Annotated in this window: 24 protein-coding genes and 2 tRNA genes; 7 read left to right on the forward strand and 19 right to left on the reverse strand. The window is 61.6% G+C overall.

Annotated features, from left to right (window positions below):
* Positions 1 to 49: 49 nt before the first annotated feature.
* On the reverse strand, positions 50 to 1,141 hold the full coding sequence (locus tag BMY67_RS00225; protein ID WP_092767178.1) for a Glu/Leu/Phe/Val dehydrogenase dimerization domain-containing protein: 1,092 nt from the start codon (positions 1,139 to 1,141) through the stop codon (positions 50 to 52).
* A gap of 387 nt (positions 1,142 to 1,528) precedes the next feature.
* Here BMY67_RS00225 and BMY67_RS00230 point away from each other — a divergent pair, with 387 nt between their 5' ends.
* Positions 1,529 to 3,313, forward strand: coding sequence for an ABC transporter ATP-binding protein (locus BMY67_RS00230; RefSeq protein WP_092767180.1), 1,785 nt, complete (start codon positions 1,529 to 1,531; stop codon positions 3,311 to 3,313).
* Positions 3,314 to 3,407: 94 nt separating this feature from the next.
* Here the strand turns inward: BMY67_RS00230 and BMY67_RS00235 are convergent, their stop codons facing one another.
* Positions 3,408 to 3,800 (reverse strand): T9SS type A sorting domain-containing protein, encoded by a 393-nt coding sequence (locus BMY67_RS00235; protein ID WP_092767182.1) that lies wholly within the window; start codon positions 3,798 to 3,800, stop codon positions 3,408 to 3,410.
* Between the two features lie 287 nt (positions 3,801 to 4,087).
* On the opposite strand from BMY67_RS00235, the gene BMY67_RS00240 reads away from it, so the two are divergent.
* Positions 4,088 to 4,161, forward strand: a tRNA-Pro gene (locus BMY67_RS00240).
* A gap of 53 nt (positions 4,162 to 4,214) precedes the next feature.
* A tRNA-Pro gene (locus BMY67_RS00245) sits at positions 4,215 to 4,288 on the forward strand.
* A 373-nt stretch (positions 4,289 to 4,661) separates the two neighbouring features.
* Here BMY67_RS00245 and BMY67_RS00250 read toward each other — a convergent pair.
* From BMY67_RS00250 to BMY67_RS00275, 6 genes are all read right to left on the reverse strand, one after another.
* Positions 4,662 to 6,230: a hypothetical protein gene (locus BMY67_RS00250; protein ID WP_143069642.1), complete on the reverse strand. Its 1,569-nt coding sequence runs from the start codon at positions 6,228 to 6,230 to the stop codon at positions 4,662 to 4,664.
* Between the two features lie 341 nt (positions 6,231 to 6,571).
* Positions 6,572 to 7,096, reverse strand: a complete 525-nt coding sequence (locus BMY67_RS00255) for a hypothetical protein (RefSeq protein ID WP_092767186.1) — start codon at positions 7,094 to 7,096, stop codon at positions 6,572 to 6,574.
* Between the two features lie 132 nt (positions 7,097 to 7,228).
* Complete coding sequence (locus BMY67_RS00260) at positions 7,229 to 8,989, reverse strand: ABC transporter ATP-binding protein (RefSeq protein WP_092767187.1); 1,761 nt, start codon at positions 8,987 to 8,989, stop codon at positions 7,229 to 7,231.
* A 207-nt stretch (positions 8,990 to 9,196) separates the two neighbouring features.
* A complete protein-coding gene (gene truA, locus BMY67_RS00265) occupies positions 9,197 to 9,985 on the reverse strand; it encodes a tRNA pseudouridine(38-40) synthase TruA (RefSeq protein WP_092767190.1) in 789 nt (262 codons plus the stop codon).
* Between the two features lie 151 nt (positions 9,986 to 10,136).
* A complete protein-coding gene (locus BMY67_RS00270) occupies positions 10,137 to 10,679 on the reverse strand; it encodes a GNAT family N-acetyltransferase (protein WP_092767191.1) in 543 nt (180 codons plus the stop codon).
* A gap of 153 nt (positions 10,680 to 10,832) precedes the next feature.
* A complete protein-coding gene (locus BMY67_RS00275) occupies positions 10,833 to 12,032 on the reverse strand; it encodes a thiolase family protein (RefSeq protein ID WP_092767193.1) in 1,200 nt (399 codons plus the stop codon).
* Positions 12,033 to 12,122: 90 nt separating this feature from the next.
* On the opposite strand from BMY67_RS00275, the gene BMY67_RS00280 reads away from it, so the two are divergent.
* Positions 12,123 to 12,605 (forward strand): DUF4293 domain-containing protein, encoded by a 483-nt coding sequence (locus BMY67_RS00280; RefSeq protein WP_092767195.1) that lies wholly within the window; start codon positions 12,123 to 12,125, stop codon positions 12,603 to 12,605.
* 37 nt (positions 12,606 to 12,642) lie between these two features.
* Here BMY67_RS00280 and BMY67_RS00285 read toward each other — a convergent pair whose 3' ends face one another.
* The 7 genes from BMY67_RS00285 to fumC all read right to left on the reverse strand — a co-directional run bounded on the left by BMY67_RS00285 (position 12,643) and on the right by fumC (position 17,963).
* On the reverse strand, positions 12,643 to 13,143 hold the full coding sequence (locus tag BMY67_RS00285) for a porin family protein (RefSeq protein WP_245744813.1): 501 nt from the start codon (positions 13,141 to 13,143) through the stop codon (positions 12,643 to 12,645).
* Positions 13,144 to 13,463: 320 nt separating this feature from the next.
* Entirely contained in the window at positions 13,464 to 14,093 is a 630-nt protein-coding gene (locus BMY67_RS00290) for a thioredoxin family protein (RefSeq protein WP_092767198.1), read from the reverse strand.
* Between the two features lie 147 nt (positions 14,094 to 14,240).
* Entirely contained in the window at positions 14,241 to 14,744 is a 504-nt protein-coding gene (locus BMY67_RS00295; protein WP_092767200.1) for a DinB family protein, read from the reverse strand.
* Positions 14,745 to 14,872: 128 nt separating this feature from the next.
* Positions 14,873 to 15,346 (reverse strand): DUF6970 domain-containing protein, encoded by a 474-nt coding sequence (locus BMY67_RS00300; protein WP_245744814.1) that lies wholly within the window; start codon positions 15,344 to 15,346, stop codon positions 14,873 to 14,875.
* 112 nt (positions 15,347 to 15,458) lie between these two features.
* Positions 15,459 to 15,866: a diacylglycerol kinase family protein gene (locus BMY67_RS00305; protein WP_092767202.1), complete on the reverse strand. Its 408-nt coding sequence runs from the start codon at positions 15,864 to 15,866 to the stop codon at positions 15,459 to 15,461.
* Complete coding sequence (locus BMY67_RS00310) at positions 15,850 to 16,446, reverse strand: GNAT family N-acetyltransferase (RefSeq protein WP_092767204.1); 597 nt, start codon at positions 16,444 to 16,446, stop codon at positions 15,850 to 15,852. Before BMY67_RS00310 ends, BMY67_RS00305 begins: the two co-directional genes overlap by 17 nt.
* Before the next feature lie 119 nt (positions 16,447 to 16,565).
* On the reverse strand, positions 16,566 to 17,963 hold the full coding sequence (gene fumC, locus BMY67_RS00315; RefSeq protein WP_092767206.1) for a class II fumarate hydratase: 1,398 nt from the start codon (positions 17,961 to 17,963) through the stop codon (positions 16,566 to 16,568).
* Between the two features lie 213 nt (positions 17,964 to 18,176).
* On the opposite strand from fumC, the gene BMY67_RS00320 reads away from it, so the two are divergent.
* Positions 18,177 to 18,476 (forward strand): hypothetical protein, encoded by a 300-nt coding sequence (locus BMY67_RS00320; RefSeq protein ID WP_092767207.1) that lies wholly within the window; start codon positions 18,177 to 18,179, stop codon positions 18,474 to 18,476.
* A 109-nt stretch (positions 18,477 to 18,585) separates the two neighbouring features.
* Here BMY67_RS00320 and BMY67_RS00325 read toward each other — a convergent pair whose 3' ends face one another.
* The 4 genes from BMY67_RS00325 to radA all read right to left on the reverse strand — a co-directional run bounded on the left by BMY67_RS00325 (position 18,586) and on the right by radA (position 23,838).
* Entirely contained in the window at positions 18,586 to 19,971 is a 1,386-nt protein-coding gene (locus tag BMY67_RS00325) for a TonB family protein (RefSeq protein ID WP_092767209.1), read from the reverse strand.
* The gene (locus BMY67_RS00330) at positions 19,958 to 20,596 is read right to left on the reverse strand and encodes an RNA polymerase sigma factor (protein WP_092767210.1); all 639 of its coding nucleotides are present in this window, start codon (positions 20,594 to 20,596) and stop codon (positions 19,958 to 19,960) included. Before BMY67_RS00330 ends, BMY67_RS00325 begins: the two co-directional genes overlap by 14 nt.
* A gap of 127 nt (positions 20,597 to 20,723) precedes the next feature.
* The gene (locus BMY67_RS00335) at positions 20,724 to 22,178 is read right to left on the reverse strand and encodes a TlpA family protein disulfide reductase (RefSeq protein ID WP_092767212.1); all 1,455 of its coding nucleotides are present in this window, start codon (positions 22,176 to 22,178) and stop codon (positions 20,724 to 20,726) included.
* A 271-nt stretch (positions 22,179 to 22,449) separates the two neighbouring features.
* A complete protein-coding gene (gene radA / locus BMY67_RS00340) occupies positions 22,450 to 23,838 on the reverse strand; it encodes a DNA repair protein RadA (RefSeq protein ID WP_092767214.1) in 1,389 nt (462 codons plus the stop codon).
* Positions 23,839 to 24,495: 657 nt separating this feature from the next.
* Here radA and BMY67_RS00345 point away from each other — a divergent pair.
* Positions 24,496 to 25,275 carry a metallophosphoesterase family protein gene (locus BMY67_RS00345; RefSeq protein ID WP_245744815.1) on the forward strand — a complete coding sequence of 260 codons (780 nt, stop codon included), beginning with the start codon at positions 24,496 to 24,498 and terminating at the stop codon, positions 25,273 to 25,275.
* The gene (locus tag BMY67_RS00350; RefSeq protein WP_092767218.1) at positions 25,275 to 25,943 is read left to right on the forward strand and encodes a hypothetical protein; all 669 of its coding nucleotides are present in this window, start codon (positions 25,275 to 25,277) and stop codon (positions 25,941 to 25,943) included. The genes BMY67_RS00345 and BMY67_RS00350 overlap by 1 nt, the downstream gene beginning before the upstream one ends.
* Positions 25,944 to 25,983 lie beyond the last annotated feature (40 nt).

Genomic DNA, 25,983 nt, shown 5'->3' on the forward strand with positions numbered 1-25,983 from the left:
CCGTTGACCAAACAGCCTGGCAACTGACAACTGATAACTGACAACTCAATTAGTAAGTGGATTTTACCTTGCCGATGGCGGCGATGCGCTCCTCGGCCTGGCGGGTGGCGGCGGCCTGCGGGTGGCTGCCTTCCTGCTCGGCCTTGGCCAGCACCTGGGTGGTGATGTCGTAGATTTTCTCGGTCTGGATGAGGGCCGCCTCGCGGTTGCCGCCCACTACCTCCGAGTACACGTTGATGAGGCCGCCGGCGTTGATGAGGAAGTCGGGGGCGTACACGATGCCGCGGCTGACCAGCTCGGGCCCGTGGATGTTCTCATCGGCCAGCTGGTTGTTGGCGCAGCCCGCTACCACCTGGCACTTGAGGCGCGGAATGGTGTCGGAGTTGAGCGTGGCACCCAGGGCGCAGGGCGAGTAGATGTCCACGTCCTGGTCGTAGATGTCGTTGAGGCCTACCAGCTGAGCACCGAAACGGTTGGCCGCGGCCAGGGCGCGGTCTTCGTAGTAGTCGCTCACCAGCAGTTGGGCGCCTTCCTTCTGCAGGTATTCGAGCAGGTAGGTGCCCACGTGGCCCATGCCCTGCACGGCAATGCGCTTGCCCTCCAGCGAGTCGGAGCCGAAAGCGCGCTTGGCGGCGGCCTTCATGCCCATGTAGGTGCCGTAAGCGGTTACGGGGGAGGGGTCGCCGCTGCCGCCCATGCTCTCGGGCAGACCCGACACGTGCTTGGTTTCCATCCGGATGAACTCCATGTCGCGGGTGGTCATGTTCACGTCTTCGGCCGTAATGTACTTGCCGTTGAGGTTCTGCACGAAGCGGCCGAATTTGCGCAGCAGCGCCTCGGTTTTCATCGTGGCCGCGTCGCCGATAATCACCGCCTTGCCCCCGCCCAGGTTCAGGCCCGAAATGGCCGCCTTGTAGGTCATGCCGCGCGAGAGGCGCAGTACGTCGTGCAGGGCCTCGGCGTCGGAGGCGTAGTGCCACATGCGGGTGCCGCCCAACGCGGGGCCGAGCACGGTGTTGTGGATGCCGATAATGGCCTTCAGACCCGTCTCGTGGTCGTGGCAGTACACTACCTGCTCGTGCTGGAACTCGGCAATCTGCCCGAAAATGGAGACTTCGGATACTACTTGCGTTTCAACCATAACGTGGGGGAGGTGGAAAATGGGTGGGTGGGAAGGGTGGGATTGGCGTACCTTCGCGGCGGCCGCGGCCCGCTGCTCAGGCGCGGAATCCGTTAAACGACGGGCAACGGCTTTCGGCTGTTTTCCCTTCGTGCAATGAACGCCCCGCGTGGCTCCGGCCGGCTGCCCCGCAATTCGGGTGCAAAAGTACGCCGATTTATGCTAGTGGAAAGGTAAGGGCACAACATTTCGCGCCGCCTCGTCGCCAGGCCCGTATCGGTTTGGGGCGCCGGCAACAACAGGGCGCAGAATGTGGCGTCTCTTCGCGTTCAGCCAACGGGTTGAAACCCTTTCGGCGCTTTTTAACTTTCTAACTTCCCCAGTCTCAAAACTTATCAACTTCGCCTGGTGCCCGCACTTACCGCTACCAACAAATACCTGCTACGCTACAAATGGCACTTCCTCGGGGGCGTGCTGTTCGTGGGCCTGAGCACGCTGCTGGCCATTTTTCCGGCCCAGATTGTGCGCTACGCCTTCGATTTAGTGGGCGAAGGTATCGACCTCTACCACCTCTACGGCGGCACCCGCGCCCAAACGCAGGTGTACGAGCTGTTTGGCCGCAACGTGCTGCTCTACGGGGTGCTGATTCTGCTCATGGCCCTGCTACGGGGCGTTTTTCTGTTTTTCATGCGCCAGACGCTCATCGTGATGAGCCGGCTGGTGGAGAACGACCAGAAAAACGAAATCTACCAGCACTACCAGAGCCTGCCGCTGAGCTTCTACCGCCGCCACAGCACCGGCGACCTAATGTCGCGCATCTCCGAAGATGTGGGCCGGGTGCGCATGTACATCGGGCCGGCCATCATGTACTTCCTGCAACTCGTGCTGCTGTTCGTGCTCATCGTGCCGCTCATGCTTATGGTGAACGTGAAGCTGACGCTCTACACGCTGCTGCCGCTGCCGGTGCTCAGTATCAGCATCTTCTACGTCAACAACATCATCCAGCGCAAGTCCGACGAAATTCAACGCTCCCTGTCGGGCATGACTACTTTCGTGCAGGAGGCCTTTTCGGGCATCCGGGTTATCAAGTCGTTTGTGCGCGAGCAGGATTCGCACCGGCAGTTCACGGCGGCCTCCAACGAGTACAAAGAAAAGTCGCTGAGTTTGAACTTCGTTAACTCGCTGTTTTTCCCCTTGATTCTGTTTCTGGTAGGCCTGAGCACGATTATCACCGTGTGGGTGGGCGGCCAGGAGGTTATCCGGGGCACCATCACCACCGGTAGCATTGCCGAGTTCCTGATTTACGTGAACCTGCTCACCTGGCCCGTTACGGCCCTGGGCTGGACGAGTTCCTTGGTGCAGCGGGCCGAGGCCTCTCAGGCCCGCATCAACGAGTTCATGGACCAGAAAACCGACATCGTCTCGCGCCAGAACATCGAGCTCGACATCAAGGGCGACATCAGCTTCGAGCACGTCTCGTTCACCTACCCCGACACCGGCATCCAGGCCCTGCGCGACGTGTCGTTCCGCATCCGGCCGGGCCAGACGCTGGCCGTTATCGGCAACACCGGCTCGGGCAAAAGCACTGTGGCGGCCCTGCTCTCGCGCCTGTACGACGTCACCGAAGGCAGCATTTCAGTTGATGGCGTGGATGTGCGCGACCTGGCCCTGACGTCCTTGCGCAGCCAGATTGGCTACGTGCCCCAGGACGTATTCCTGTTCTCCGACTCCATCCGCAACAACATCAACTTCGGCCTCGACCAGCCCGATGAAGAAAGGATGCTGCAAGCCGCCCGCGACGCCAATGTGTACAACAACATCATCGACTTCCCGCAGGGCTTCGACACCAAGCTCGGCGAGCGGGGTATTACGCTTTCGGGCGGTCAGAAGCAGCGCGTCAGCATTGCCCGCGCCCTGGTCAAGGAGCCTAAAATCCTGATTCTGGACGACGCCCTCTCGGCCGTGGATACCGACACTGAAAACGCCATTCTGGGAGCTTTGCAGCGCATCATGCACAACCGCACCAGCCTCATCATCAGCCACCGCGTCAGCTCCGTCAAGCTGGCCGACGAAATCCTGGTGCTCGACGACGGCCAGATTGTGCAGCACGGCACCCACGAGGCCCTCATGCGCGACGAGCAGGGCCTCTACCGCGCCCTCTACGAGCGGCAGCTCCAGAGTGAGGAAGCATGAGGTGTAAGTCAAGGAGAAAAAGTAAAAGCCGTTAAACGATACCACTTGGCTCGTTTAACGGCTTTTACTTTTTCCCCTTGACTTACACCTTAGGCTACTGGCCCAGAATCACGCGCTTCATGCCGCGCCGCTCGCCGGCCACGCAGGTCACGATATAGGCGCCGCGGGGCAGGTTGGCCACGTTCAGCACCACCGATGATTCGCCGCCCAGCAGCACGTCGCGGGTGATGACGGGCCGTCCGTCGGTGCCGTTGACCTCGATGCGGGTGGGGCCGTTGGCGTCGGTGCGCACGGTCAGGGCGTTGGTTACGGGGTTGTGGTCGAGCCGCAGCTTCAGCGCCTCGGTATGGGCCGCGGGCGTCTCCATTTTAGCCGTAATGAGGGCGGGCGGGGCCGCGGCTGCCTTGGCGGCCGGGGCCTGGGCGCGCGCTAAAGTGCCAACTGCCAGCAACGCCAGCAGGCAAACCAGGAAAGTAGAGGTTTTCATAGACAGGCAAAAAACGAAGTACAATACTAGGTTAGGGACAGGGAAGGTACGATAAACGACCTCGCTACTGGTTCCACTGGCCCAAAAATAAGCCGTTGTTTGTCGGCAAGAAGCGCGCCAAACCGGATTTTATCTGCCTGGGCGCAGCTTACCCGAAAGAGCCAACGGGCAAGAAAACAGTTGCATAGCTCCCCAAAGCGTTTGGCGGGCCGGGCTGCCTGCAAGAAAAACCACGGGTATGCTTGCGTTATACCGCTTGGGTAGCGTACATTTGCATCATCATTCATCGGGGTGTAGCGTAGCCTGGTATCGCGCCAGCATGGGGTGCTGGAGGTCGTAGGTTCGAATCCTGCCACTCCGACGACGAATGTTTTTCGATTAAGCCTCCGGGAACCCCACCCGGAGGCTTTTTTTCGGGGTGTAGCGTAGCCCGGTATCGCGCCTGCTTTGGGAGCAGGAGGCCGCAGGTTCGAATCCTGCCACCCCGACTTCGTAGTACTCTCTCTTTCAAACTGCCCGCTGGACCTTGGTTCGGCGGGCAGTTTGGCGTTTGATGGGGTTACGCCCTCTAAGCCTTATCTGGTTTCGTTGAAACAGCTATTTGCCAGTGAAAAGCAACTGCGGAACAGGTTGCCCAGCGAACATGGCTTGGTAAGTCTCTAGCCTGCTGCGACGCTTCCTGCAAAAGTCACTTATTGTTTCCTCAGGCCGCCGCTACACATACACCGTAGGCAACTTTGCCTGGCCATCCCCAGATGCACGCGCGTAACGCCGAAAATGGCTGTAGCCTTCTGTTCGCTCACATTACCTGCTGTCTGCGTCAGAAGCAATTATGACGGATTCACCCGCATAATAAACCGCTTACCGTCTTGGCACCTCGCGCCGGCCCTTGCAAACTGGGCACATCTCGTACGAAGTGTAGCTGCCGCCCGCGGTAGTGGTAGTGGTGGCAACATTGGTATATCGCCCGTTGACTACTTGCACGCCCGTAGTTGTTTTGGAAGAGCCGGGCGAATAGCCTGACTTCGCAGAGTAGCCCATTCCATCGCACTTGGGGCAGGGCATAAAGTTTTTGGCATGCGCTGCCGTATTCGCCGCTACTTCCTGTTTGTAGGCGGCGGCGGCACGTACATTGTTCTGCCAAGCCTGTTCACGGGCGCGTAGGATGTTCTGGTATGCAGTCGCTTCAGCATCAACCTGCTGCCTGTATTTCTTCGCGAAGGCAAGAGCGCCGGCCTCATCCGTTAGCATAGCCATGCGCGTACCGTCCGTTATGCTGTATAAGGCAATCGTCCAGTTGCCGTCCACATTTTGGCGGGCTACTGTATACATATCCCATTGCGCTATCAGTTGTAAGTAGGCTACGCCAGCCGGCAGAATGTAGCGGCTCACTTCGACGCCGTTTTCCGGGCGGAGCGTAATAACGCTTACTATCCCCTTCGTGTCGGTTTGGTGAAATACTAGATTGCCATAATTATCGAACCGCTGAAACTCTCTCCCCTGCTCATCCGCGCCTATTCTCCACAGCTCCTTTCCTTCGGTAGTTACCACGGCCTGCGGCGTACCCTGCTGGTCTTTAAACGGCAGCACGTTGACGTATACTACATCGCCGAAAGGCGAGGGCGTTGCCAGCATCTTGTAATAGTCAATCTGCTCTACTCCGTAGGGCAACGTAGCGAGGTGGGTGGCTTTGCCGGTTGCCAGGTTGTAGCGAGCAATATGGTAGTCGTAAAACTGACAATGCCTGCGCTCTTTTTGGAGCGCCCGTAGCTCTTTTACTGAATATTTTGTCTTCTCCTTGATCCAGTTTTTACTCCCGCAATATTCCTGTCGGAAGCAGACAATTGCTTCGCCAGGATGCTGAATGTCCGGCGCAACCCCTACCAGACCAGCGGGCTCCAACCTTCCGCCATTATCAAAATCGCGCGGCACGGGCAGAGCCGTTTTCTCCACCGAGAGGTCTAGTAGCGTTGTAGTCTGCCGGTATTTCCCGGCTTTCAGCGAATCCAGCAGCGGGCCATTGGGCACCCGTTCGCCACTAGCAAGCTCTACCGCTTCCGATGCTTGCCGCATTCCGTTCTTGGAAAGAAAAAGGTACTTGCCATCGTCTGTAATAAAAAGAGGTTGCGCCGAAAACCGTTGGGAAAACACACCGTTTTTATCCTCTTTACCACTACCGGACTGATAGCGGTAGATAAGTGTGCCTTCGGGTAGTTTCCAGACTTTCGCCTCCCGCATCGTACTGGCCAGCAGGTACTGGCCGTCGTCGGAAATATCCATCCGTATCCCCGAAGTCTGCTCGCCTGCAAAGGCCACCGGCAGCGGGCCAGATTCATTGGGGGGAGCTACTGCCGTAATAATTTGCGCTCGTAACGAGCCGCAGCAGACGGGAATAACAATGGCGGCGAGGATACATGTTAGGCTGCGCATAACCAATGTGTTATGATCATTGAATATGTGAATGTAGTTTATTTTTAGCGTGGATGCTAGGCGCTTTTAGCTGACTGACCTGATACTTGCGAAAGCACGAAATGTGGTGTTGCCCACCATCGGGCTTTCGGTTGAAACAGGGTTAGTGGTTAGCTTGATAATGTTCTGGCTGGGTAAGGCGAATACAAAGCACCATATTTTCTGCTGTTATCTAAGAGGTGAGCATGGGGTCCTTTACTTGAGGTCTCTGGTAAAGGACCCCATGCTCAACTACCCACGCCAAAGGGCCCTTCCGAAAGCTTCGGAAGGGCCCTTTGGCGTTTAGAAATAACTCAAAAAGCCTACTTCACCACCGCGAAAACTTCCGGCTCGCCCTGGTCGGGGAAGTGCTCCAGATAGAGATGCGTAAGCGTGAGTTTCTGGTCTTCGGCGGCGGCTTTGATGCCGGAGTAGAGCTTGTCGGGGGCCACGAGGTAGCTGGCCTGGATGCGGGCGTGCAGCACGCGCTGGCCAGCGGGGAAGGTGCGGTAGGAGTAGCCCTCGGGCAGCGTTTGCGAGGTGGTATCGGCCACGAGCACGCCCACGAACACGCGAGCCGAGTCGCGGGTGCTCTCGGGGCTGTTGTAGAAGATGTTGCCGAAGTCGCCGCGCAGCTTGCCCGACTTGCGCGCGTTGTAGGCCTCGCGGGTCAGGTCGCCAAAGGCCTCATCCTGGGCCGGGCCGGCGTAGTAGCGGCCGGCCAGAAAATAGGGCCGGGTGGTGGTTTCGAGCGTAACGGTAGCGCCCTTAAGGCCGCCCATCTGCCAGTAGACCACCGCGAAGCCAACAGTGAGCAGTAAGGCCAGTGCAAGGAAAATCCGATTCATAGGGTTTTTGAGCTGTTAGCTTTTAGCTGAGAGCTATTAGCTTATGTTCAGGAAACAGAGGAGTTCTTTCGATAATTGATTTCGCCGGGACGAAAGCTGACCGCTATCAGCTAAAAGCTAACAGCTCAAAAATCAAGCATACTGCATCTGATACAAATTGGCGTAGAAGCCCTGGTGGCGCAGCAGCTCCTCGTGGGTGCCCGACTCCTTGATTTCGCCCTTGTCGAGCACGATGATTTTATCGGCCTTCTGGATAGTGCTCAAACGGTGGGCAATCACGAGGCTGGTGCGCCCCTGCATGAGCTTCTCGATGGCCTCCTGTATCAGCTCCTCCGTCTCCGAATCGACCGACGAGGTGGCTTCGTCCAGAATGATGATGCGGGGCTGATACACCATGGCCCGCACGAAGCTGATGAGCTGGCGCTGGCCCACCGACAGCGTGGCCCCGCGCTCCATCACGGCGTAGTCGAGGCCACCGGGCAGGCGCTCGATGAAGCGGCGGGCACCCACCAAATCGGCGGCTTCCCAGATCTGGGCGTCGGTGATGTCGGTTTTGCCCAGCGTGATGTTGTCGCGGATGGTGCCGGCAAACAGGAACACGTCCTGGAGCACCACGCCGATGTGGCGGCGCAGGTCCTTGAGGTCGTAGTCGCGCAGGTCGTGGCCGTCGATGTTGATGGTGCCTTGGTTGATTTCGTAGAAGCGGCTGAGCAGGTTGATGATGCTGGTTTTGCCCGCCCCGGTGGCGCCCACGAAGGCAAACGTCTGGCCCGCTTTGATGTCGAAGTTCACGTCGCGCAGCACCCAGTCCTCGTCGTTGTAGGCAAACCAGACGTGCTCGAACTGCACGTCGCCGCGCAGCTGCTCGGGAATGTAGGTGCCGTTGTCGGCCATCAACTCCTTGCTGTCGAGCAGCTTGAGGAGGCGCTCGGTGCTTACCAAACCCAGTTGCAGGGTATTGAAACGGTCGGCAATCTGGCGGATGGGCCGGAAGAACAGGGCATTGTACATGATAAAGGCGATGAGCGCGCCCTTGGAAATAGTGCCCTCAATCTGGCCCTGGGCGGCGTACCACACCAGCAGGCCCACGCCGGCGGCGGCCAGCACCTCGGCCACCGGGAAGTAGATGCTGTAGTAAAGCACCGAGCGGATGTTGGCGCGGGTGTGCTCCTGGTTTATCTTCTCAAACTTGCGAAACTCGCGCTCCTCGTTGTTGAAAATCTGCACCACGTTCATGCCCGTCAGGTGCTCCTGGACGAAGGAGTTGAGGCTGGCCACGGCCGTGCGCACCTCCTGGAACGACTGCTTGATTTTCTCCTTGAACACGTAGGTGCTGATGAGCAGCGGTGGAATCACCGACAGGCTAATCAGCGTCAGCCGCCAGTCGATATAAAACATGAAGCTCACGATAAACACGAGCTGCAGAATGTCGCCAATCATGGCCGCCAGGCCCTCGCTGAACACGTCCGACAGCGTTTCGACATCAGAAATGTTGCGCGTGACGAGCTGGCCGATGGGGGTGCGGTCGAAGAACTTGAGCCGCAAATCCAGAATGTGCTGGTAAAGGTCGACGCGGATGTCGCGCACGATGTACTGGCCCAGCCAGCCACCGAAATAGGTTTGCAGGTAACTGACAATGGCGTGGCCTACCAGCAGCACCAGCAGCAGCCCAAACATCTGGTTCAGCCCGTTCACATCGCCCTGCTCGATGCTCACATCAACCATGCGCTGAATCAGGAAGGGCCGTAGCGTACCCAGCGCCGCGGTGGCGATGGTAAGGAAAATCAGGAAATAAAAGACGCGTCGGTAGGGGCGCACATACTTCATCAGCCGGCTCAGAACCTGCCAGTCGAATACGTTGCCGGTTTTAGTGGCGGGTTTAGCTTGCTCCATTCGGTTTTTCTACGGGAATGCAAAGGTAACCCCAAGAAGGAGCTAGAAGTTAGAAGCCAGGAGTTAGAAGAGCAAACCAGCTGTCATCCTCCATCTGGCGTCCGCACAGCGAAGGACCTTACCACTTAGTAACGAACCGTTGTTACATGATAAGGTCCTTCGCTGCGCGGACGCCAGATGGAGGATGACAGCTGGTTTTTTCCGCCTCTACGCTTTAAAATACGGCAGCCCTGCCGGCAGCAGCGCCGCATCCACCAGCTCGGCGGGGTACTCGACGCGGCACAGAAACAGACCGCCGGCCAAGGCCGCGCCGCTGGCGTGCACCCGGCTCAGGCTCCGGAAAATCTCGCCGAACTCGGCCGGACTCATTTTGCCGCGGCCCACGCTCAGCAGCGTGCCCACCACCAGCCGCACCATGCCGCGCACGAAGCGGTTGGCCCGGATGCGGAACACCAGTCCGCCCGGCTCCAGGTGCCAGCCGGCCTCGAAACAGGTGCAGTTGTAGTGCTTTTCGGCGCCTTTTACTTTCGAAAAGCTGGTGAAATCGTGGGTGCCCACCAGCATAGCGGCGGCCTCGTTCATGGCGGCCAGGTCGGGGGCGCGGTCGAGGTAGAGGCTGAAGCGGGTGGCGAAAGGGTCGGGCAGTAGGCGCACGTGGTATTCGTAGGTGCGGGCGCGGGCGGCAAAGCGGGCGTGGGCGTCGGGCGGCACCGGGTGCAGCACCTGCCCCCGGATGCCTACCGGCAGCGCCCGGTTGAGGCGGTAGAGCAGCGTGGGCAAGTCGAGGCCGTCGGGCAGGTCGGCATCAAAATGAGCCACCTGGTGGCTGGCGTGCACGCCCGAATCGGTGCGGCCGCTGCCCAGGCAGTACACCGGCTGGCGCAACACCTGGCTTAGGCAGCGGTCCAGCTCCTGCTGCACGGTCGTCACGCCCGGCTGCATCTGCCAGCCGTGGTAGTCGGTGCCGTCGTAGGCCAGGTGCAGGAAGTAGCGCATTTTTTTGAGCTGATAGCCATTAGCTGCTAGCTTATAGCTGTTGGCATGTAGCGCGAAGCTCCAGCTTCGCGTTTCGTTGAACGGAATCGTAACAAAGTCAGCAACGAACGCGAAGCTGGAGCTTCGCGCTACATGCTAATAGCTCAAAATCCTAGACGACCAGCGCGTAGAGCAGTGAATCCAGGGTCTGGTCGTCCTTTACCACGCTGTGGCGCATGCGTCCCTCCAACTCGTAGCCGGCCTTTTCTAGCACCCGGGCCGAGGCGGGGTTGGTGGCAAAAACCACCGCGTAGAGCCGACAGACATCGAAATGGGCCAGCACGTAGGCCGAAGTAGCGCGCACGGTGGCCGTGGCCAGGCCGCGGCCCCAATGGTCAGGCGTGAGCCAATAGCCGATTTCGGCCGAGCGGCGGCGTACGTCGGTTTTGAAGTGCACGCCCACGCTGCCCACCGGCTCGCCATCGACCTCGATGGCCAGAAACAGGTCGCGGGTGCTGTCGGCCACCAGGCATAGGAAAAATTCCGCGTCGCCGGCCGAGTAGGGGTACGGAAACGTGTCGCGCAGGTGGCGGGCCACCCGCTCGTCGTTGGCGTGGCGGGCCAGGGCGGGGGCATCGGCAAACGTCCAGGGCCGCAGCCGCGCCCCGTTGGTGTCGGGCAGCTCCAGCGTCGGGCTCAGCAGCGGGTCGGGCATGGGTTAGGAGGGGAGTGGAGGCTGTAGCGCGAAAATCTGTTTCGCGACGAGCGGAGCGAGTATCCTCGTGCCTGCAACGTCAGCTTACGTGGAGGAAATCGCTCCGCTCGTCGCGAAACGGATTTTCGCGCTACAGACGCTCAAATTTCCACACTACATCTTCTCGTAGATAATAGCCGCGCCCTGGCCCACGCCCACGCACATAGTGGCCAGGCCGTAGCGCACGTTGTCGCGGCGCTGCATCTCGTGCAGTAGTGTGGCCGTGATGCGGGCGCCGCTGGCCCCCAGCGGGTGGCCGATGGCAATGGAGCCGCCATTCACGTTCACCTTGGCCGGGTCGATGCCCAGCTCGCGCATGGAGGCCAGAGCCTGGGCGGCGAAGGCTTCGTTGAGTTCGAACAGGTCGATATCGTCGATGCTCAGGCCGGCGCGCTCCAGCACCTTGCGGGTGGCCGAAATGGGCCCAATGCCCATGTAGGCGGGGTCGACGCCGGTAACGGCCGAGGCCACCACCCGGGCCATGGGCTTGAGGTCGTACTTCTTGAGGGCCTCCTCGCTCACCAGCAGCAGGGCGGCGGCGCCGTCGTTGATGCCGGCCGAGTTGCCGGCCGTTACGCTGCCATCCACCTGGAAAGCCGGCCGCAGCGTGCCCAGCTTTTCGAGGGTCGAGAGGCGCGGGTGCTCATCCTGGTCGAAGAGGGCGGCGTGGCCCTTGGGGTTGGGAATGAACACGGGCACGATTTCGTTGCGGAAGCGGCCTTTTTCGAGGGCCCGCTGGTATTTGCGCTGCGAGTCGAAGGCAAACTGGTCCTGGTCGGCGCGGCTCACGTTGTACTGGCGGGCCACGTTTTCGGCCGTTTCGCCCATGGCGTAGGGGTGGTGCAGCTTCGAGAGCTTGGGGTTGACGAAGCGCCAGCCCAGCGTGGTATCGTGGGCCGTAAAGTCGCGGTCGAAGGCGGCCGTCGACTTGGCCATCACGAAGGGGGCGCGGGTCATGCTTTCGGTGCCGCCGGCCAGGTACACGTCGCCCTCGCCGGCCCGGATGGCCCGCGAGGCGTCCATGATACTTTGCAGGCCCGAGGCGCAGAGGCGGTTGACGGTAGTGCCGGGCACGGTAACGGGCAGGCCGGCCAGCAGCGCGGCCATGCGGCCCACGTTGCGGTTGTCTTCGCCGGCCTGGTTGGCGGCGCCCAGAATCACGTCCTCAATGGCGGTGGGGTCGAGCGTGGGGTTGCGGCGCAGCAGCTCACGCAGTACGTGGGCGGCCATATCGTCGGGGCGGACGCTGCTGAGGGCGCCGCCAAATTTACCAATGGGGGTGCGGACGGCGTCCACGATATAGGCGGTAGGCATGGGGGAGAATCCGGTTTTTCTGGTCGCAGTTGGCTACTTTTGTCGTCCCGCAGGGGCGTTTTTAGTCAGCCGAACCGTCAATTCACAAAGATGATACAAAGAATTCAAAGCGTATTTCTGCTTTTGCTGGCCCTGTCCATGCTCAGCGTATTGGTGGTGCCCATCTGGAGCAAAGCCGACCCCGCCAGCCAGGGCACGGCCCTGCTGACGGCCTTTACGCTGAGCTTTACCAGTGCCGCGCCGGGCGGCAGCACCCTGGGCGCCACCAACACCTGGGCCATTGCGGCGCTGGCCGTGGCTTCGGCGGCCGTGGCCCTGTTTTCCATCTTTCAGTTCCGCAACCGCTTCAACCAGCTCAAGCTGGGCATGCTCAACTTCCTGCTGATTGTGGGCACCATCGGGGCCAATTTCTATTATTCCAGCCAGGGCGAGCAGCTGCTCAACATCAAGCTCATCGGCACCTACCAGGCCGGTTTCTACCTGCCCACGCTGGCCCTGATGCTCAACCTGCTGGCCAGCCGCTTCATCCGCCGCGACGAGCGCCTGGTGCGCAGCATGGACCGGCTGCGCTAAGCTGCTGCTGACAATCGACCAATATCCTGAATCCACCTTATTCTGCGGGTGGCGCCGGAGGTTGAGCACTCAGGCCAAACAGCACGCCGGCTGTCAGCGTGATGCCTTTGTTGCGCAACGTGTAGTCTTTGCCTCCGTAGCTGCGCTCGAAAAAGTCGCGGGAGTCGGCCGAATACCGAAAGTTCAGGTAGTAGCTGCGCTGGGGCTGCTGCCAGGCAAGCCCCGCCCCAACGGCGGGGGCCAGAATAAGCGGGTTGGTTCCGTACTTGTTGCCACCCGCGTAATACTGGGGGTTTATGCGCCGGCTGTTCAGGCCCAGATTCAGCACGCCGCCGCCCTGCGCATATACCGCCAAGGCTCCGGCAATGGGTAACTGAACGTGGAGCAGAACCGGCACCTGCACATAGTTGATGACGATGGGGTCTTCATCGTAGAAGCCGGCTCCGGTAAGCTGGCCGCCTTTGCGCACGTAGTTCAGTTCCTGCTGCAGCCACAGCGCTTTGTAAAGTTGCTGCCGCGCCACCAAGCCGAGAGTCACACTCTGTAGCGGATGGTTTTTTGGGTTCAGGCCATTATAACCGCCGCTTGCCCGCTGCATAGTGAAATCTACTTCCGTGCCTGATAGTTGGTGGCGGCTGTATCCAAGATGAGCTCCGAGAAACTGCGTGGCCGGAGAAGCGGAGACTGGCGCACTTTGGGCCTGCGAAGTTTGGTGTCCGAAAGCCAGTACGAGGGTTATCGCAGGGACAAATAGAGCGAGGCGCATACCGGGTCAGGCAGTAATAGGGAGAAACAGAAGTGGTCGTGAACAGCTAAAGCTAACCGATTCTTAGCTATCCACGGCCACTTTTATTCCGCCTACAGGCCGCGCACCAGCGTCAGCAGTTCGTGCTGGATGGCCTGGGTTTTATTGTGGGCGTACCAGCTGTGGACTTTCTCGGCCATCTGGTCGTGGTCGACGCCGGCGGCCTTCAGCTCCAGCACCAGGTCCTGGGCTTCGGCGGGGCGGGGGCCCCAGTTGGTTACTTCGGTGCGGGTATCGGGATGCAGCACCAGCAGCTTCGGAATGGCGCGGCCGCCGTTGGTGAGGTAGTGGTCCATGATGTCCAGGTTCTCATCGCGCAGCAGGTAATAGGTGCGGATGCGGCCCTGGCTGGCCTGGGCTACCTTTTCGAACACCGGCACTATTTGCGAGGCGTCGCCGCACCAGCCTTCGGTGATAATCACCCAGGCATACTCGTGCTCCAGCGCCGCCAGGGCCTGCTGCAGCTCGGGCAGCAACTCCGTTTTCTTGTCGAGGCGCTGCATGCGCTGGATGTTGAGCCTGGCGTAGGCCGTCAGCTCGGGCGACTGGTCTTCGCCGGTCGTCAGGCCCTGGGCCATGCGCTCCTCGATAAGCTGGCGGTACTGGGCGTAGGTATAGGCGGCGGCAAGGCGCTCGGCGCTGAGTACGGGCGGCTGGGCCGGAATGGGCGGGGTGGTCGTCATGGCAGGTATGGGGGTGGAAACTACGGGGCGGCCAATGCAGCCCTGTTCTTCAACAAACGCAAAACCCTTCCGGTTGGCTGCCTTAGCTGCCCGGAAGGGTTTTGCGCTTAGCGGCCGGCCGCTACCAGACAGCAGCGGCCAACGCCCTTACAGGCTGGGCACATCGGCCGCGGCCGCCTTGGCCGACAGCTCGCGGCAGTAGGTAATGAAATCGGTGTTGATGGGTTCCAGACCGGCGTTGCGCAGCTCCTTGGCCACCTGGCCGCGGTGGTAGTTGCCGTGGATGGGCATGTGCGTCAGGATATCGGAAACCTGGCTCGTGAAACCGTCGCCGGCCGAGTTGGTGTAGGTGATGAGGCGGTTCAGCTCGGCATCGTCGGCCTGCTGAGTGTACTGGTGAAAGCGTTCCGAGGTCTGCTCGTGCCAGTGGTGCAAACCAGCCAGATCGTGCTCCTGCCACACTTTCACGGGGCTGGACGTGCCCGTGAGGCGGGCCAGCCAGATCGACTGGGCGTTGAGCGCGTGGCTGTAGATGCGCAGGCCGCCGGCGGGCAGCGTGGCGCCCTGGGCCACAAGGCTGTCGAGGTGGCCGAGCAGGGTTTCGTTGGCCCACACGTTGTAGGCGCCGAGCTTCTCGATGGTGTTAATCATGTTACAGACGTAAGATTTGAGACGGTAGCAGTGAAACCCGGACGCCGGAGGCAGGCGCGGCGTTCAGGATAACGCAAAACTACATCATCTAACTTCTCGCCTCCCGGTTCGCCCTTCTATAGGCAAAGCTACCGGGGGTCTTCCCAGATAAGCTTTTCCTCGGTTCGTTTTTCGGTGAAGTCGCTACACTGGCCGTCGCCGCGGCCGGTCAGGCCGCCATCGGGGTGGCAGATCAGCTTGCCGTCGGCGGCGTACAGGTTGCTGAACTGGTCGCAGCAGCCGGCCGTTTCGTAGTACACGGTGGCGCCGCGGTAGATGTAGCTGTAGATATGAATGGGCGGGTTGGCCTTTTTGGCCGCGAAGTGGGCCTTGATCTTCTCTTCGAGCCAGGCGGGACGCTTGGCCGTGCTGAAGGCCGGCTCGGGGTTGGGCGTGGGCTCGATGGTGTTGGCGCTGGTGGGCGCGGGCGTCGAAACCCCGTTGGCGTTGCCCGACTGCGGCGGGTCGGTGGGCGTGGTAACCGCCACGCCGCGCTGGCAGGAGGTGGTGGTAATAAACAACGCTGCCGCCAGACCGGCCGTCAAAAGAAAGGAAGTTTGCATACGAGCAGGGAGTGGCAGAAAAGCGTCTCTCACCAGCAACTGCCGGAAAGCTGCAGCGCACCCCGGGCATGGTACGAAGCCCCGCCGTAGTTCGTTGGCTGGAGCTGTAATCCTAGCTTCTGAAAAAATACGGGCCGAACACCAGCCCGCCCACAGCCAGCGCGGCCAGGGCCACCACCAGCACGGCGCCGGCGGCTACATCTTTGGCGCGGCCCGCCAGCGGGTGGTACTCCGGCGACACCAGATCAACTACCGCCTCGATGGCCGTGTTCAGCAGCTCGGCGCCCCACACTGCACCCACGCTCAGGGCCACGGCGGCCCATTCCCAGCGTTGCAGCCCGCAGTACAGTCCCAGCCCGAGCACGGCGGCCGTAGCGGCGGCATGAAACCACAGATGCACCTCGGTGCGCAATGCCGCCCCCACGCCCCGCACCGCGTGGCCAAAACTGGCGGCCCGGCGCTGCAGCAGCGTTGTCGGGCGCCCAGCGCCGGCCGGGGGCAGCTTAGATCCGGTCGTCATCGGTCTGGCGGAACACACGGGCCCGCAGCTCGTTCCAGTCGGCGCGGATGATGCTGAAAACCACCGTGTCGCGCCGGATGCCGCCCTGGGTGTAGCGGTGGCTGCGCAGCGTGCCTTCCTCGGTGGCTCCCAGCCGGCGCATGGCCTCGCGCGACTTGGCGTTGCGGGCGTCGGTTTCCAGCTCCACCCGCTCGCAGCCCAGCTCCTCGAAGGCGTGGCGCAGCAGCAGGTATTTGCAGGCCCGGTTCAGGCCGGTGCGCTGGAACTCGGTGCCCAGCCAGGTGTAGCCGATGCTGATGCGGGCCTCCTCGGGGTGCACGTTATAGAAGCTGGTGCTGCCGGCTACCAGCCCGGTTTGCTTATCGATGATGAGAAAGGGGTAGCGCAGGCCCCGCTCGCGGCCTTCCAGGGCTTGGGCAATGTAGGCGGCCAGCCCGATGGTGTCGTCGGCGCGGGTGAGGGTGTAGGTCCACAACTCGGGGTCGGCGGCTACGGGCAGCAGGGGCTCGTGGTCGGCTGTCGTCAGGGGCTGCAGCCGGGCCCGGTCGTTTTCCAGAATGATGTCTTGGGAAAAATCCATAGCAGCAATTTACGGATAAGCCCCAAAAAGTAAGCCGCCGCCCCCAGGCGGGGCGGCGGCTTATTGCCGGATAACCGGATAGTCAGAAAGTAAGCGGACAGCTAGCCGCTCATCAGAACCTACCGGCCCACCATTTCCTCGGGCTTCATCCAGGCGTCGAAATCCTCGGCGGTGATGTAGCCTAATTTAATGGCGGTTTCCTTCAGGGTCGAGCCGTTTTTGTGAGCCGTCTGGGCAATTTCGGCGGCTTTGTAGTAGCCGATGTGGGGGTTGAGGGCCGTTACCAGCATCAGGCTGCTGTCTACGTGCTTCTTGATGTTGGCCTTGAGGGGCTCAATGCCCACAGCGCACTTGTCGTTGAAGCTCACGCAGGCGTCGCCGATGAGGCGGGCCGAGTGCAGGAAATTGTATATCATCATCGGCTTGAACACGTTCAGCTCGAAGTGGCCGTTCATGCCGCCGATGTTGATGGCCACATCGTTGCCCATTACCTGGGCGGCCACCATCGTCAGGGCCTCGCACTGGGTGGGGTTCACCTTGCCGGGCATGATGCTGGAGCCGGGCTCGTTATCGGGGATGTGCAGCTCGCCGATGCCGGCGCGCGGGCCCGAAGCCAGCAGGCGAATATCGTTGGCTATCTTCATCAGCGAAGCGGCCACGGTTTTCAGCGCGCCGTGGGCCTCCACGATGGCGTCGTGGGCGGCCAGGGCCTCAAACTTGTTTTCGGCCGTGATGAAGGGCAGGCCGGTGAGCTGGGCAATGTGCCGGGCCACGTTCTCGGAGTAGCCTTTGGGCGTGTTGATGCCGGTGCCCACGGCTGTGCCGCCCAGGGCCAGCTCGCTCAGGTGGGCCAGCGTGTTGTTGATGGCGCGCAGGCCGTGGTCGAGCTGGCTGACGTAGCCTGAAAACTCCTGGCCCACGGTCAGCGGCGTGGCATCCATGAGGTGGGTGCGGCCGATTTTGACGATGTCCATGAACTCCTCGCTCTTGGCTTTCAGCGTGTCGCGCAGCTTCTCGATGCCGGGAATGGTGAGCTCCATCAGCATTTTGTAGGCCGCAATGTGCATGGCCGTCGGGAAGGTGTCGTTGGAGCTCTGGCTCTTGTTTACGTCGTCGTTGGGGGCCAGGGCCTTCTTCTCGTCCGTCAGCTGGCCGCCCTGCAGCACGTGGCCGCGGTAGGCAATCACCTCGTTCACGTTCATGTTGCTCTGGGTGCCCGAGCCGGTCTGCCACACCACCAGCGGGAACTGGTCGTCGAGCTTGCCTTCCAGGATTTCATCGGCCACGCGGCCAATCAGCTGGGCCTTGTCGGCATCGAGTACGCCGGCCTCCTGGTTGGTGAGGGCGGCGGCCTTCTTGAGGTAGGCGAAGGCGCGGATGATTTCCTTGGGCATCCGGTTGATGTCCTGGGCAATCTGGAAGTTGTCGATGCTGCGCTGGGTCTGGGCGCCGTAGTAGGCGTCGGCCGGCACCTGCACGGTGCCCATCGTGTCTTTTTCCTGGCGGAACTGGGTCATAATCAGCAGTAGAAAGGTAGTTGATGAAGGGGAAGCCCTGCGGCAAAAGTACGCAGCCCGGCGCGAGCCGCCCAAAAACGCCCGCTTAAGCTGCCGGACCTGCCCGCCGGCTCGCAAAAAAGAGCCGACCATCCGCGCTTCGGTCCCGTAGAAGTGCAGGGTGCAGGGCCGCTCCGGACCCGGACCCGTTTTTCTATCCCAACGACTATTTCCATGAAAAAGACCTTCGAAGACGAATCTGACGCCCTGGCCACGCCCGGCAACCAGCCCACCACCGACCAGCCATCGGCCACCACGCCTCCCCACACCGAAAACAAGGAGGCGCCCAAGAACCACCCCAGCGGCAGCGCCTCCAACTCCGGTTCCGATGAGAGCACGCCCGTGCCCACCGAGGGCAACGGCACTCCCGACTACAGCCACGTGCAGGTGAAAACCGAGCCCGAGCTGCCCACGCCCGACAAAGCCGGCGGCAGCGCCACTGCCCCCGAAAGCGGCGGCGGCTACAGTGGGTAGCGGGTTTTAAGTCAAGGATAAAAGTAAGAAGCTAAAGCCGTTGAACGAGCCGAGTAGGTTCATTCAACGGCTTTGGCTTTTTACTTTTATCCTTGGCTTCAAGCTTCCGTTACTTCTTCTCCAGCGAAAACGGCACGTTAAGCTCGACCTTGCGGGCCATGCGGCGGTTGTTCTGCACTCCTGGAAACCAGGCGGGGCCGTCCTTGAGCAAACGGATGGCTTCCTCGTCGCACTCGGGCGTGAGGCGCCGCACTACTTTAATATCGGAGAGCCTACCATCGGCCTGCACCACAAACTGCAGCCGCACTGTTCCTTGCTGACTCCGTTCGCGGGCCTTCTCAGGGTAGTCGAGGCTGTCGAGCAGGTATTGGCGGAAGGCGGGGTAACCTCCGGCCGGCAACGGCCCAATGCTCGGTAGGCTGGGTGGTGCCTCGCGCCGGACAACGACTACTTCGCTTAGCTGCTTGTGGTCGGGAACTAAGGCTAGCGTAAAAGTAGAGTCGGTGGGTCGCAGAAAGCGGGTTTGAGTGGAATATCCAATGGCGCTAACGGAAAACTGGGATGTATTTATACCCGGTTTGAGCGAAAAGTACCCTTCTGAGTTTGTGCTAACTCCATTCGATGCGCCAGGAATTGAAATGGTAGCACCCGGCACTGGCTGGCCGGCCGTATCCACAATGCGGCCCTGCACTGTACGGCCTGCTCCAGCTACCGAGGGCTGAGTTGTCGCCGCTCGGTAAGAGCGGGCCGTTTCCTTTTGCTCCGCAGTGCGGCGTCTAGTGGCCATCGGTTCGGTAGCGGCTGGTGGGGCGCTGGTAGTTGCGTAAGAGGCTGGCGATGCCGCATCGGCAGACGCCTTGCTTGCAACGCCATCCACGCTTGCCTCCTCGGCCGCAACCGGCGCATAAGCTACATCGGTGCTATTTGCTTGAACCACTGGGCGTGTTGCCGATACCTTACCGGTTGCACCTTGGGCGGCCGGCGGAATTGGCTGGGCCGGCGGCAGTACCAGGGCTACTTCAGGCTCCGGGGCCGCTGCCATCTCCTGGGCCGATTCAGCAGCCAAAAGCGGCGTGGTGCTGATACGCCGGGTGTTTTCGGCCGTCTGTGATGTGCGGGCTGCTATTTCGGGCCGGTTAGATGGTCGTAGCACCAGCCAGGCTACTGCGCCGAGCGTGAGCAGCAACATGGCCGCTGCTGCCATTGACCGCCACCACAGGGGACGCACCACCGCTCCGGCCGGGGCTTCATCAGCCAACTCGGCCACGCGGGTGCGCAGGCGCTGGCGTAGTTCGGTCAGGCTGGTATCGGTGACGGGAGCGGGCTGCATTTCCAGGCCTTCGAGCACCTCGGCGCATTGTTCGCATTCCAGCGTGTGGGCTTCCACCCCGTGCTCCTGAAGCGCGCTCAGCTCGCCGGCCACGTACCGGCGCAGCAGCTCCGTCGGCAGGTGCCGGGAAGGTGAGTCGGGAGTGAAGTCGTCAGGACGAAGCATTGGGGCTGGGGCTGGCTTGCAGGTGGCGGCGAAGGTTGCGTTTGCCGTTCTGGAGGTGGCTTTTTACGGCCTTCAGGTCGAGGCCGGTGAGGGCGGCCACTTCGCGGTAGCTTTTCTTTTCGAGGTAAAACAGCTCCAGGCACTGGCGCTGGTCGGGGGGCAGTTCGGCGAGGGTGCTTTCGAGGCGCTGGAGCTGCTGCTCGTGCTCCTCGGCTTCGGCGGCTTCCCCGGCGCTATCCTCCTGATGCCGGGCCGCGGCCGATTCCATACCGGCGGCGTCGGGAAAGTGCACGACCAGCGCCCCGCCGGCCGCGGGGCCGGCCCGCTGCCGGGCCCGCAGCTGCATCAGGCAGTGGTTGCGGGCCGTGGCGTGCAGCCAGGCCGGAAAATTCTCCACCTCGTGGCGCCGCAGCTTTTCCACCAGCTGCTCAAACAATTGCATCACGGCATCCTGGGCATCGGCCTCATCGCGCAGGTAGCGGCGGGCCACGGCCAGCACGGCCGTCATGTGCCGCTCGTAGAGGGTGCCCACGTCGTGCACATCGCCCAGGGCGCGGTAGCGCGTCAGCAGCGCCGCATCAGTCGGCGGCTCGGCGGCAGGGGGCGCAGGGCGGCGGAAGAACATGCGGGAAGGTAGAAAATAGAAGCTAGAAGTCAGGAGCTAGAAGTTAGAATGATAAGCTGTCGTCCCGTCTTGGAATGACAACTCCTATTCTATCTTCTAGCTCCTGACTCCGGGCTTCCCAAAAAAGCTACTTCTTTTCCAGCGTGCTGCTGTAGGTGTTGGCTTTGCCAAACGACTCCTTGATTTCGTCGACGGCGGCGCGGCTGCTCATGCGCTTGGGGCGGGTGTTGAGGAAGGTACCGTCTTCGGCCAGCAGGAAATAGGTGGGCACATCCTGCACGCCGTAGGAGCGGGCCACGGCCGAGCGCAGCCCCCCGGCAGCCCGCAGGTGCGTGCCGGGCAGCCTTTTGCTGACGACCAGTTGCTTCCAGGCACCCTCATTCTCGTCAAGCGCCACGTTCAGAAACACGATGTTCTTGCCCTCGAAGCGCTTGGCCAGGTCGGCGGCGTAGGGCAGGTCGCGCAGGGCCAGGCCGCTGGTGGTGCGCCAGAAGTTGAGGTACACCAGCTTGCCCGCAAACTGCCGCAGGCTGGTCGTGTCGCCGTTGGTCGAAATCAGCCGGAAATTGGGGGCCGGGGCCCCGATGGCAAAGGCCTTGTGCAGCTCGAAATCGGCCTTCAATACCGGGTAGTACTGGTTGGCTTTGTCGACGGCGCGGTACTGTTCGAGCATGGCGGCCGACTGCTTGATGTGGCCGAAGCGGAACGACTCCTTCAGGATGCGGCCCATTACAACGGGCTTGATGGCGCCACCCAGGCGCTGGCCGGCCAGCTCGTAGCACACCTGGTAGAAATCGGGGTCGGTGCGCTGCTTGCCGCTGCTCGTGGCCAGGTAGTGGATGTAGTTGAGCAGAAACTCCTGGTAAAGCCCGTTGCTGATGGCGGCGGGGTTCTCAATCAGAGTTTTATCGTTGAGGAAATCGTAGTAGGTGGGCGACATTTTAAGCCGGCCCTCGGTGGCCACCACCTGCTCGCGCAGGTCCTGGAACGTGAGCCGGTCGTTGGCGTAGCTGTAGGTGATGCGGGCCCGCACAAAGTCCTTGAAGGCCTGGCTCAGGCCATCGGCGTTGCTTTCCAGAAACTTCAGCTCCTCCTTGCGGCGGTACTCCAGAAACGACAGGAACGGCGCCTCATAGAACATGATGTTGTCGGGCAGCACCTGGAAGCCTTCGTTCTCCACGAATTTGTCTTCCATCTCGGCCAGAAACGTGTTGGCATCGGCTCCGCGACCCTTGTAGCGGACACTGCCCGCCAGATCAGTACTCTTGAAGCGTACATCGAGCTGGTTGCCGGGCTCCAGGAACAGCTCCGTCACGTCGTCGTCGTACACCAGTTCGGCCCGGGTGGGGCCCTTCAGCGCCAGCGCCAGCCGGAACTCGCCCTTGCTGTCGAGGCGGGCATACGTGATTTGCTCCTGCGCCTCCAACGGGTTTTCGCGCACCGATATGGCCACCGTGTCGCTGCTGAGGCGGCCACTTACTTTGCCCGTCAGCACTGCCGTGCCCTGGGCGTGGCCCAGTAGCGGCGTCAGTAGCAGGCCAACCCAAACCATAATCGGAAGAAGCGAAAAGCGAAGCGTCATCGGGCGGGAGCAAGGGAAGGATTTACCAGCGGCCAGCCCCGGAGAAGAGGATAGTTGGGTCGCGGTAAAAGTCAATTTCAGATTCGAAGATACGTTGGAATAAACCACAACAGCCAACAGCAGCCAGCAGTTTTTTTGGCAATTTGGGCAAAAGAGACAAAGTTTTATACGCTCTTCGCCCGCGGCGGTACCACCTCCGGAAAATATAGGACTTTTACGGCTTGGCTGCAGTTATGTCGGTTGCAAATTGTCGCGGCCGCCCCGGGCTGGCTTAGCCGAACAAGCCCGTCAATACCTCATCGAGCCGGCCCGCGGGGTGCACCCGGATGCCGTAGCGGGCCAGATCGAGGCCCTTGGCGTTGAACTGCGAAATGTACATTTCCGCAAAGCCCAGCTTTTCGGCCTCGCCCAGGCGCTGGTCGAGGCGGCTCACGGCCCTTATTTCCCCACTCAAACCTACCTCCGCCGCCAGGCAGATTTCGCCCCGGATGGGCACGTCGTTCAGCGAGCTGACCACGGCCGCGCACACGGCTAAGTCCAAGGCCGGGTCTTCGAGGCGCAGGCCGCCGGCAATGTTTAGAAACACGTCGTGCTGGCCCAAACGCAGGCCGCTGCGCTTCTCCAGCACGGCCAGCAGCATCTGCAGGCGCTTGCCGTCGAAGCCGGTGGCCGAGCGCTGGGGCGTGCCGTAGGTGGCCGGAGTCACCAGGGCCTGCACCTCCACCAGCAGCGGCCGGTTGCCCTCCAGTGTAGCCCCAATGGCCAGCCCGCTCAGGATTTCGCTGCGCTGCGAAAGCAGGATTTCGCTGGGGTTGCTCACCTGCCGCAGCCCGGCGCCCTGCATCTCGTAAATACCCAATTCCGACGTCGAGCCGAAGCGGTTTTTTACGGTGCGCAGAATGCGGTAGGTCAGGTGCCGGTCGCCCTCGAACTGCAGCACAGTATCGACCATGTGCTCCAGAATTTTGGGGCCGGCAATGGAGCCGTCTTTGGTGATGTGGCCGATGAGCAGCACCGGTACGCCGGTATCCTTGGCGTACTTGAGCAGCTCGGCGGTGCACTCGCGCACCTGGCTCACCGAGCCCGCCCCCGACTCGACGAGCGTGCTGTGCAGCGTCTGGATGGAGTCGACCACCACCACGTTGGGCTGGAGCTGGTCGATCTGGCGGAAGATGTTCTGGGTGTTGGTTTCGGTGAGGATGTAGAGGCCGGGCTGCTGGCGGCCCAGGCGCTCGGCCCGCATTTTTATCTGCTGCTCGCTTTCCTCGCCGCTCACATAGAGCACGCGCAGGCCGTTGAGCTGCATGGCAATCTGGAGCATGAGGGTGCTTTTGCCGATGCCCGGCTCGCCGCCAATGAGCACCAGCGAGCCGGGCACCAATCCGCCGCCCAGCACCCGGTTCAGCTCGTCGTCGTGGGTGTTGAGGCGCGACTCCTCCTCGAAGATAATCTCGCCCAGCGGCTTGGGCCTGGCGGCTTTGGAGGTGCCGCCCACCGACGAGGAAGCCTTCCAGGCGTTGGCAGCCGTATCGGGAACGGTTTTCTCGACCACTTCCTCCACGTAGGTGTTCCACTCGCCGCAGCTGGGGCAGCGGCCAATCCATTTGGCCGACTGCGCGCCGCAGTTCTGGCAGAAGTACAGGGTTTTTATTTTGGCCATGCCGGCAGGTAAATCAGAGAAGAGAAAACTAATAAATGCGGCATAAAGCCAAAAAGTTTGGCAATAAACATCTTTCCCACGAAGCCCCGCGCCGGCGGCGGCCAGAATTGCGGCCTTGCTCTCCTAGACAAGTGAAAAAGTGAGGTGAGACAGCACTGCATACTGTTGAAAGCTAGGAGTTTGCAGTAGTCGGATGAAGGCTGATTCGGTAGCGCAACGCCGCTCGCTACGCCCGGCATGCTGGCGGTCGGCCGGGGCTTGACCGATTGCCCCGACCGGCTCGCTGAGGAGGGCGGTGCGGCCGGCCAGCACCGCCCTCAGGGCCCGGTTGGCCCCGCACCAGGGCAGGGGCAGAGATGGAATCAGGGAGGAGGAGAAAAATTTTATCTGGAAACTCAGATTGTCTTCAGATTGACTTCAGCTTTGGTTTTGCCCGGCCAGCTTGTTCTAAACAGACTTTGGACAGGAAACGCGGCGACCCGAAAGAGGTTTGGCGAGGTCTGCAAGGGGTTTTTGGGCCAACAAACCCGCCTCTCAACTGGTATAAATGGCTTCCGCTCAGCACCCGTTTTTCTCGCTGCCCGGAAAGTATATAATCCGAGTAGCATGTTTTCTTTTTCCTCTTCCCCCCTCCTGCGGAGCGCACTAATCGGGGCTTTGGCCGCTGGCTTGAGCGCCTGCGAGCTGGTGGAATACAGTCCCAACGACCACCGCGCCCCCGCCGATCAGAAAGACCTGACGGCCAAAAACCTGGCCCGCCTGGCCGCCACGCCACTGCCGCCCGGCGATTCGCTGCGCTTTGTGTTCACCGGCGACTCGCAGCGTTTCTACGACCAGGGCGAAGACTTGGTGCGCAGCGTCAATCAGCAGCCCGGCATCCAGTTTATGCTGGTGAGCGGCGACATTTCCGACTTCGGGCTGGGCCGCGAGATGCAGTGGGTCGACAATGAGCTGCGCCGGCTGAAGGTGCCCTACCTGACCGTTATCGGCAACCACGACCAGGTGGCCAACGGCCGCGAGGCCTACCAGGAAATATTCGGGCCGCTGAACTACTCCTTTGTGTTCGGCGACACGAAGTTTGTGCTGGTTGACACCAACAGCCGCGAGTACAACTTCAACGGCCGCGTGCCCGACGTGCCCTGGCTGCGCGGGCAGCTGGCCGACCCGAACGGCGCCCGCCGCACGGTGGTTGTCAGCCACGTACCGCCGCAGGATAATGATTTCGACCCCACCCTGCGCGCCGATTACGCGGCGGCCCTGCGTGAAACCCCCAACCTGGTGTTCGAAATGAACGGCCACCGCCACGACTACAGCGTGGGCCAGCCCTTCGACGACGGCGTTACCTACGTCAACTCCTACTCCTTCGAGAAGCGCAACTACCTCGTCGTCACGGTCTGGGGCGATAAGCAGTTCCGGCTCAAACAAATTTCCTTCTGATGGCTGCCTCTCTGCTTCTGGCGGCGCTGCTGTCCGCCGCTGCCCCATCGGCCGCCCCCTGGCCCAATGGGCCCGACCCCTCCGATTCTGTTCGGGTAGCCACCGAAACCCTGGCCACCACCGGCCCGGCCGCACCGGCGCCGGCCCGAACCATGCGCTACCAGCCGCGCCACCTGCTGCTGCAAACCGGCGGCGGCCTGGGCATGCTGAGCGTGGGCGGCGGCCTGAGCTTCGCCCACCGCCACCTCGACGTGGACGGGCTGCTGGGCTACGTGCCGGCCGAGCACGCGGGCACGGCCCTCACCATTGCCTCGGTGAAGCTGAAATATGCTCCCTGGGAGCTGCCGCTGGGCTCCAAGCTGGCCCTGCAGCCGCTGGCGGTGGGCGTGTACGGCAGCTATACCTTCGGGCTGCGCAACCCCGGCAAGCCCGACCAGTACCCCAACGACTACTACTGGTTTTCGCGCACCATGCGCTACGGTCCGGTGCTGGGCAGCAGCCTGAGCTACGCGCTGCCCGCCGCGGCCAGTGGCCGGGCCCGTCGCCTCACGACCTACTACGAACTGGCCACCAACGACCTGTATGCCATCAGCTACTACCAGAACCACCGCGCCCTCTCGCTGCCCGACATTGCCACGCTGGCCCTGGGCCTGAAGCTGGAGTTTTAGCCACGGCGGGGAGCCCCGCCAAAACCCGCACCCGGTTTCG

Origin of the sequence: Hymenobacter actinosclerus (genome assembly GCF_900111515.1) — a bacterium.
Classification (GTDB): Bacteria; Bacteroidota; Bacteroidia; order Cytophagales; family Hymenobacteraceae; genus Hymenobacter; species Hymenobacter actinosclerus.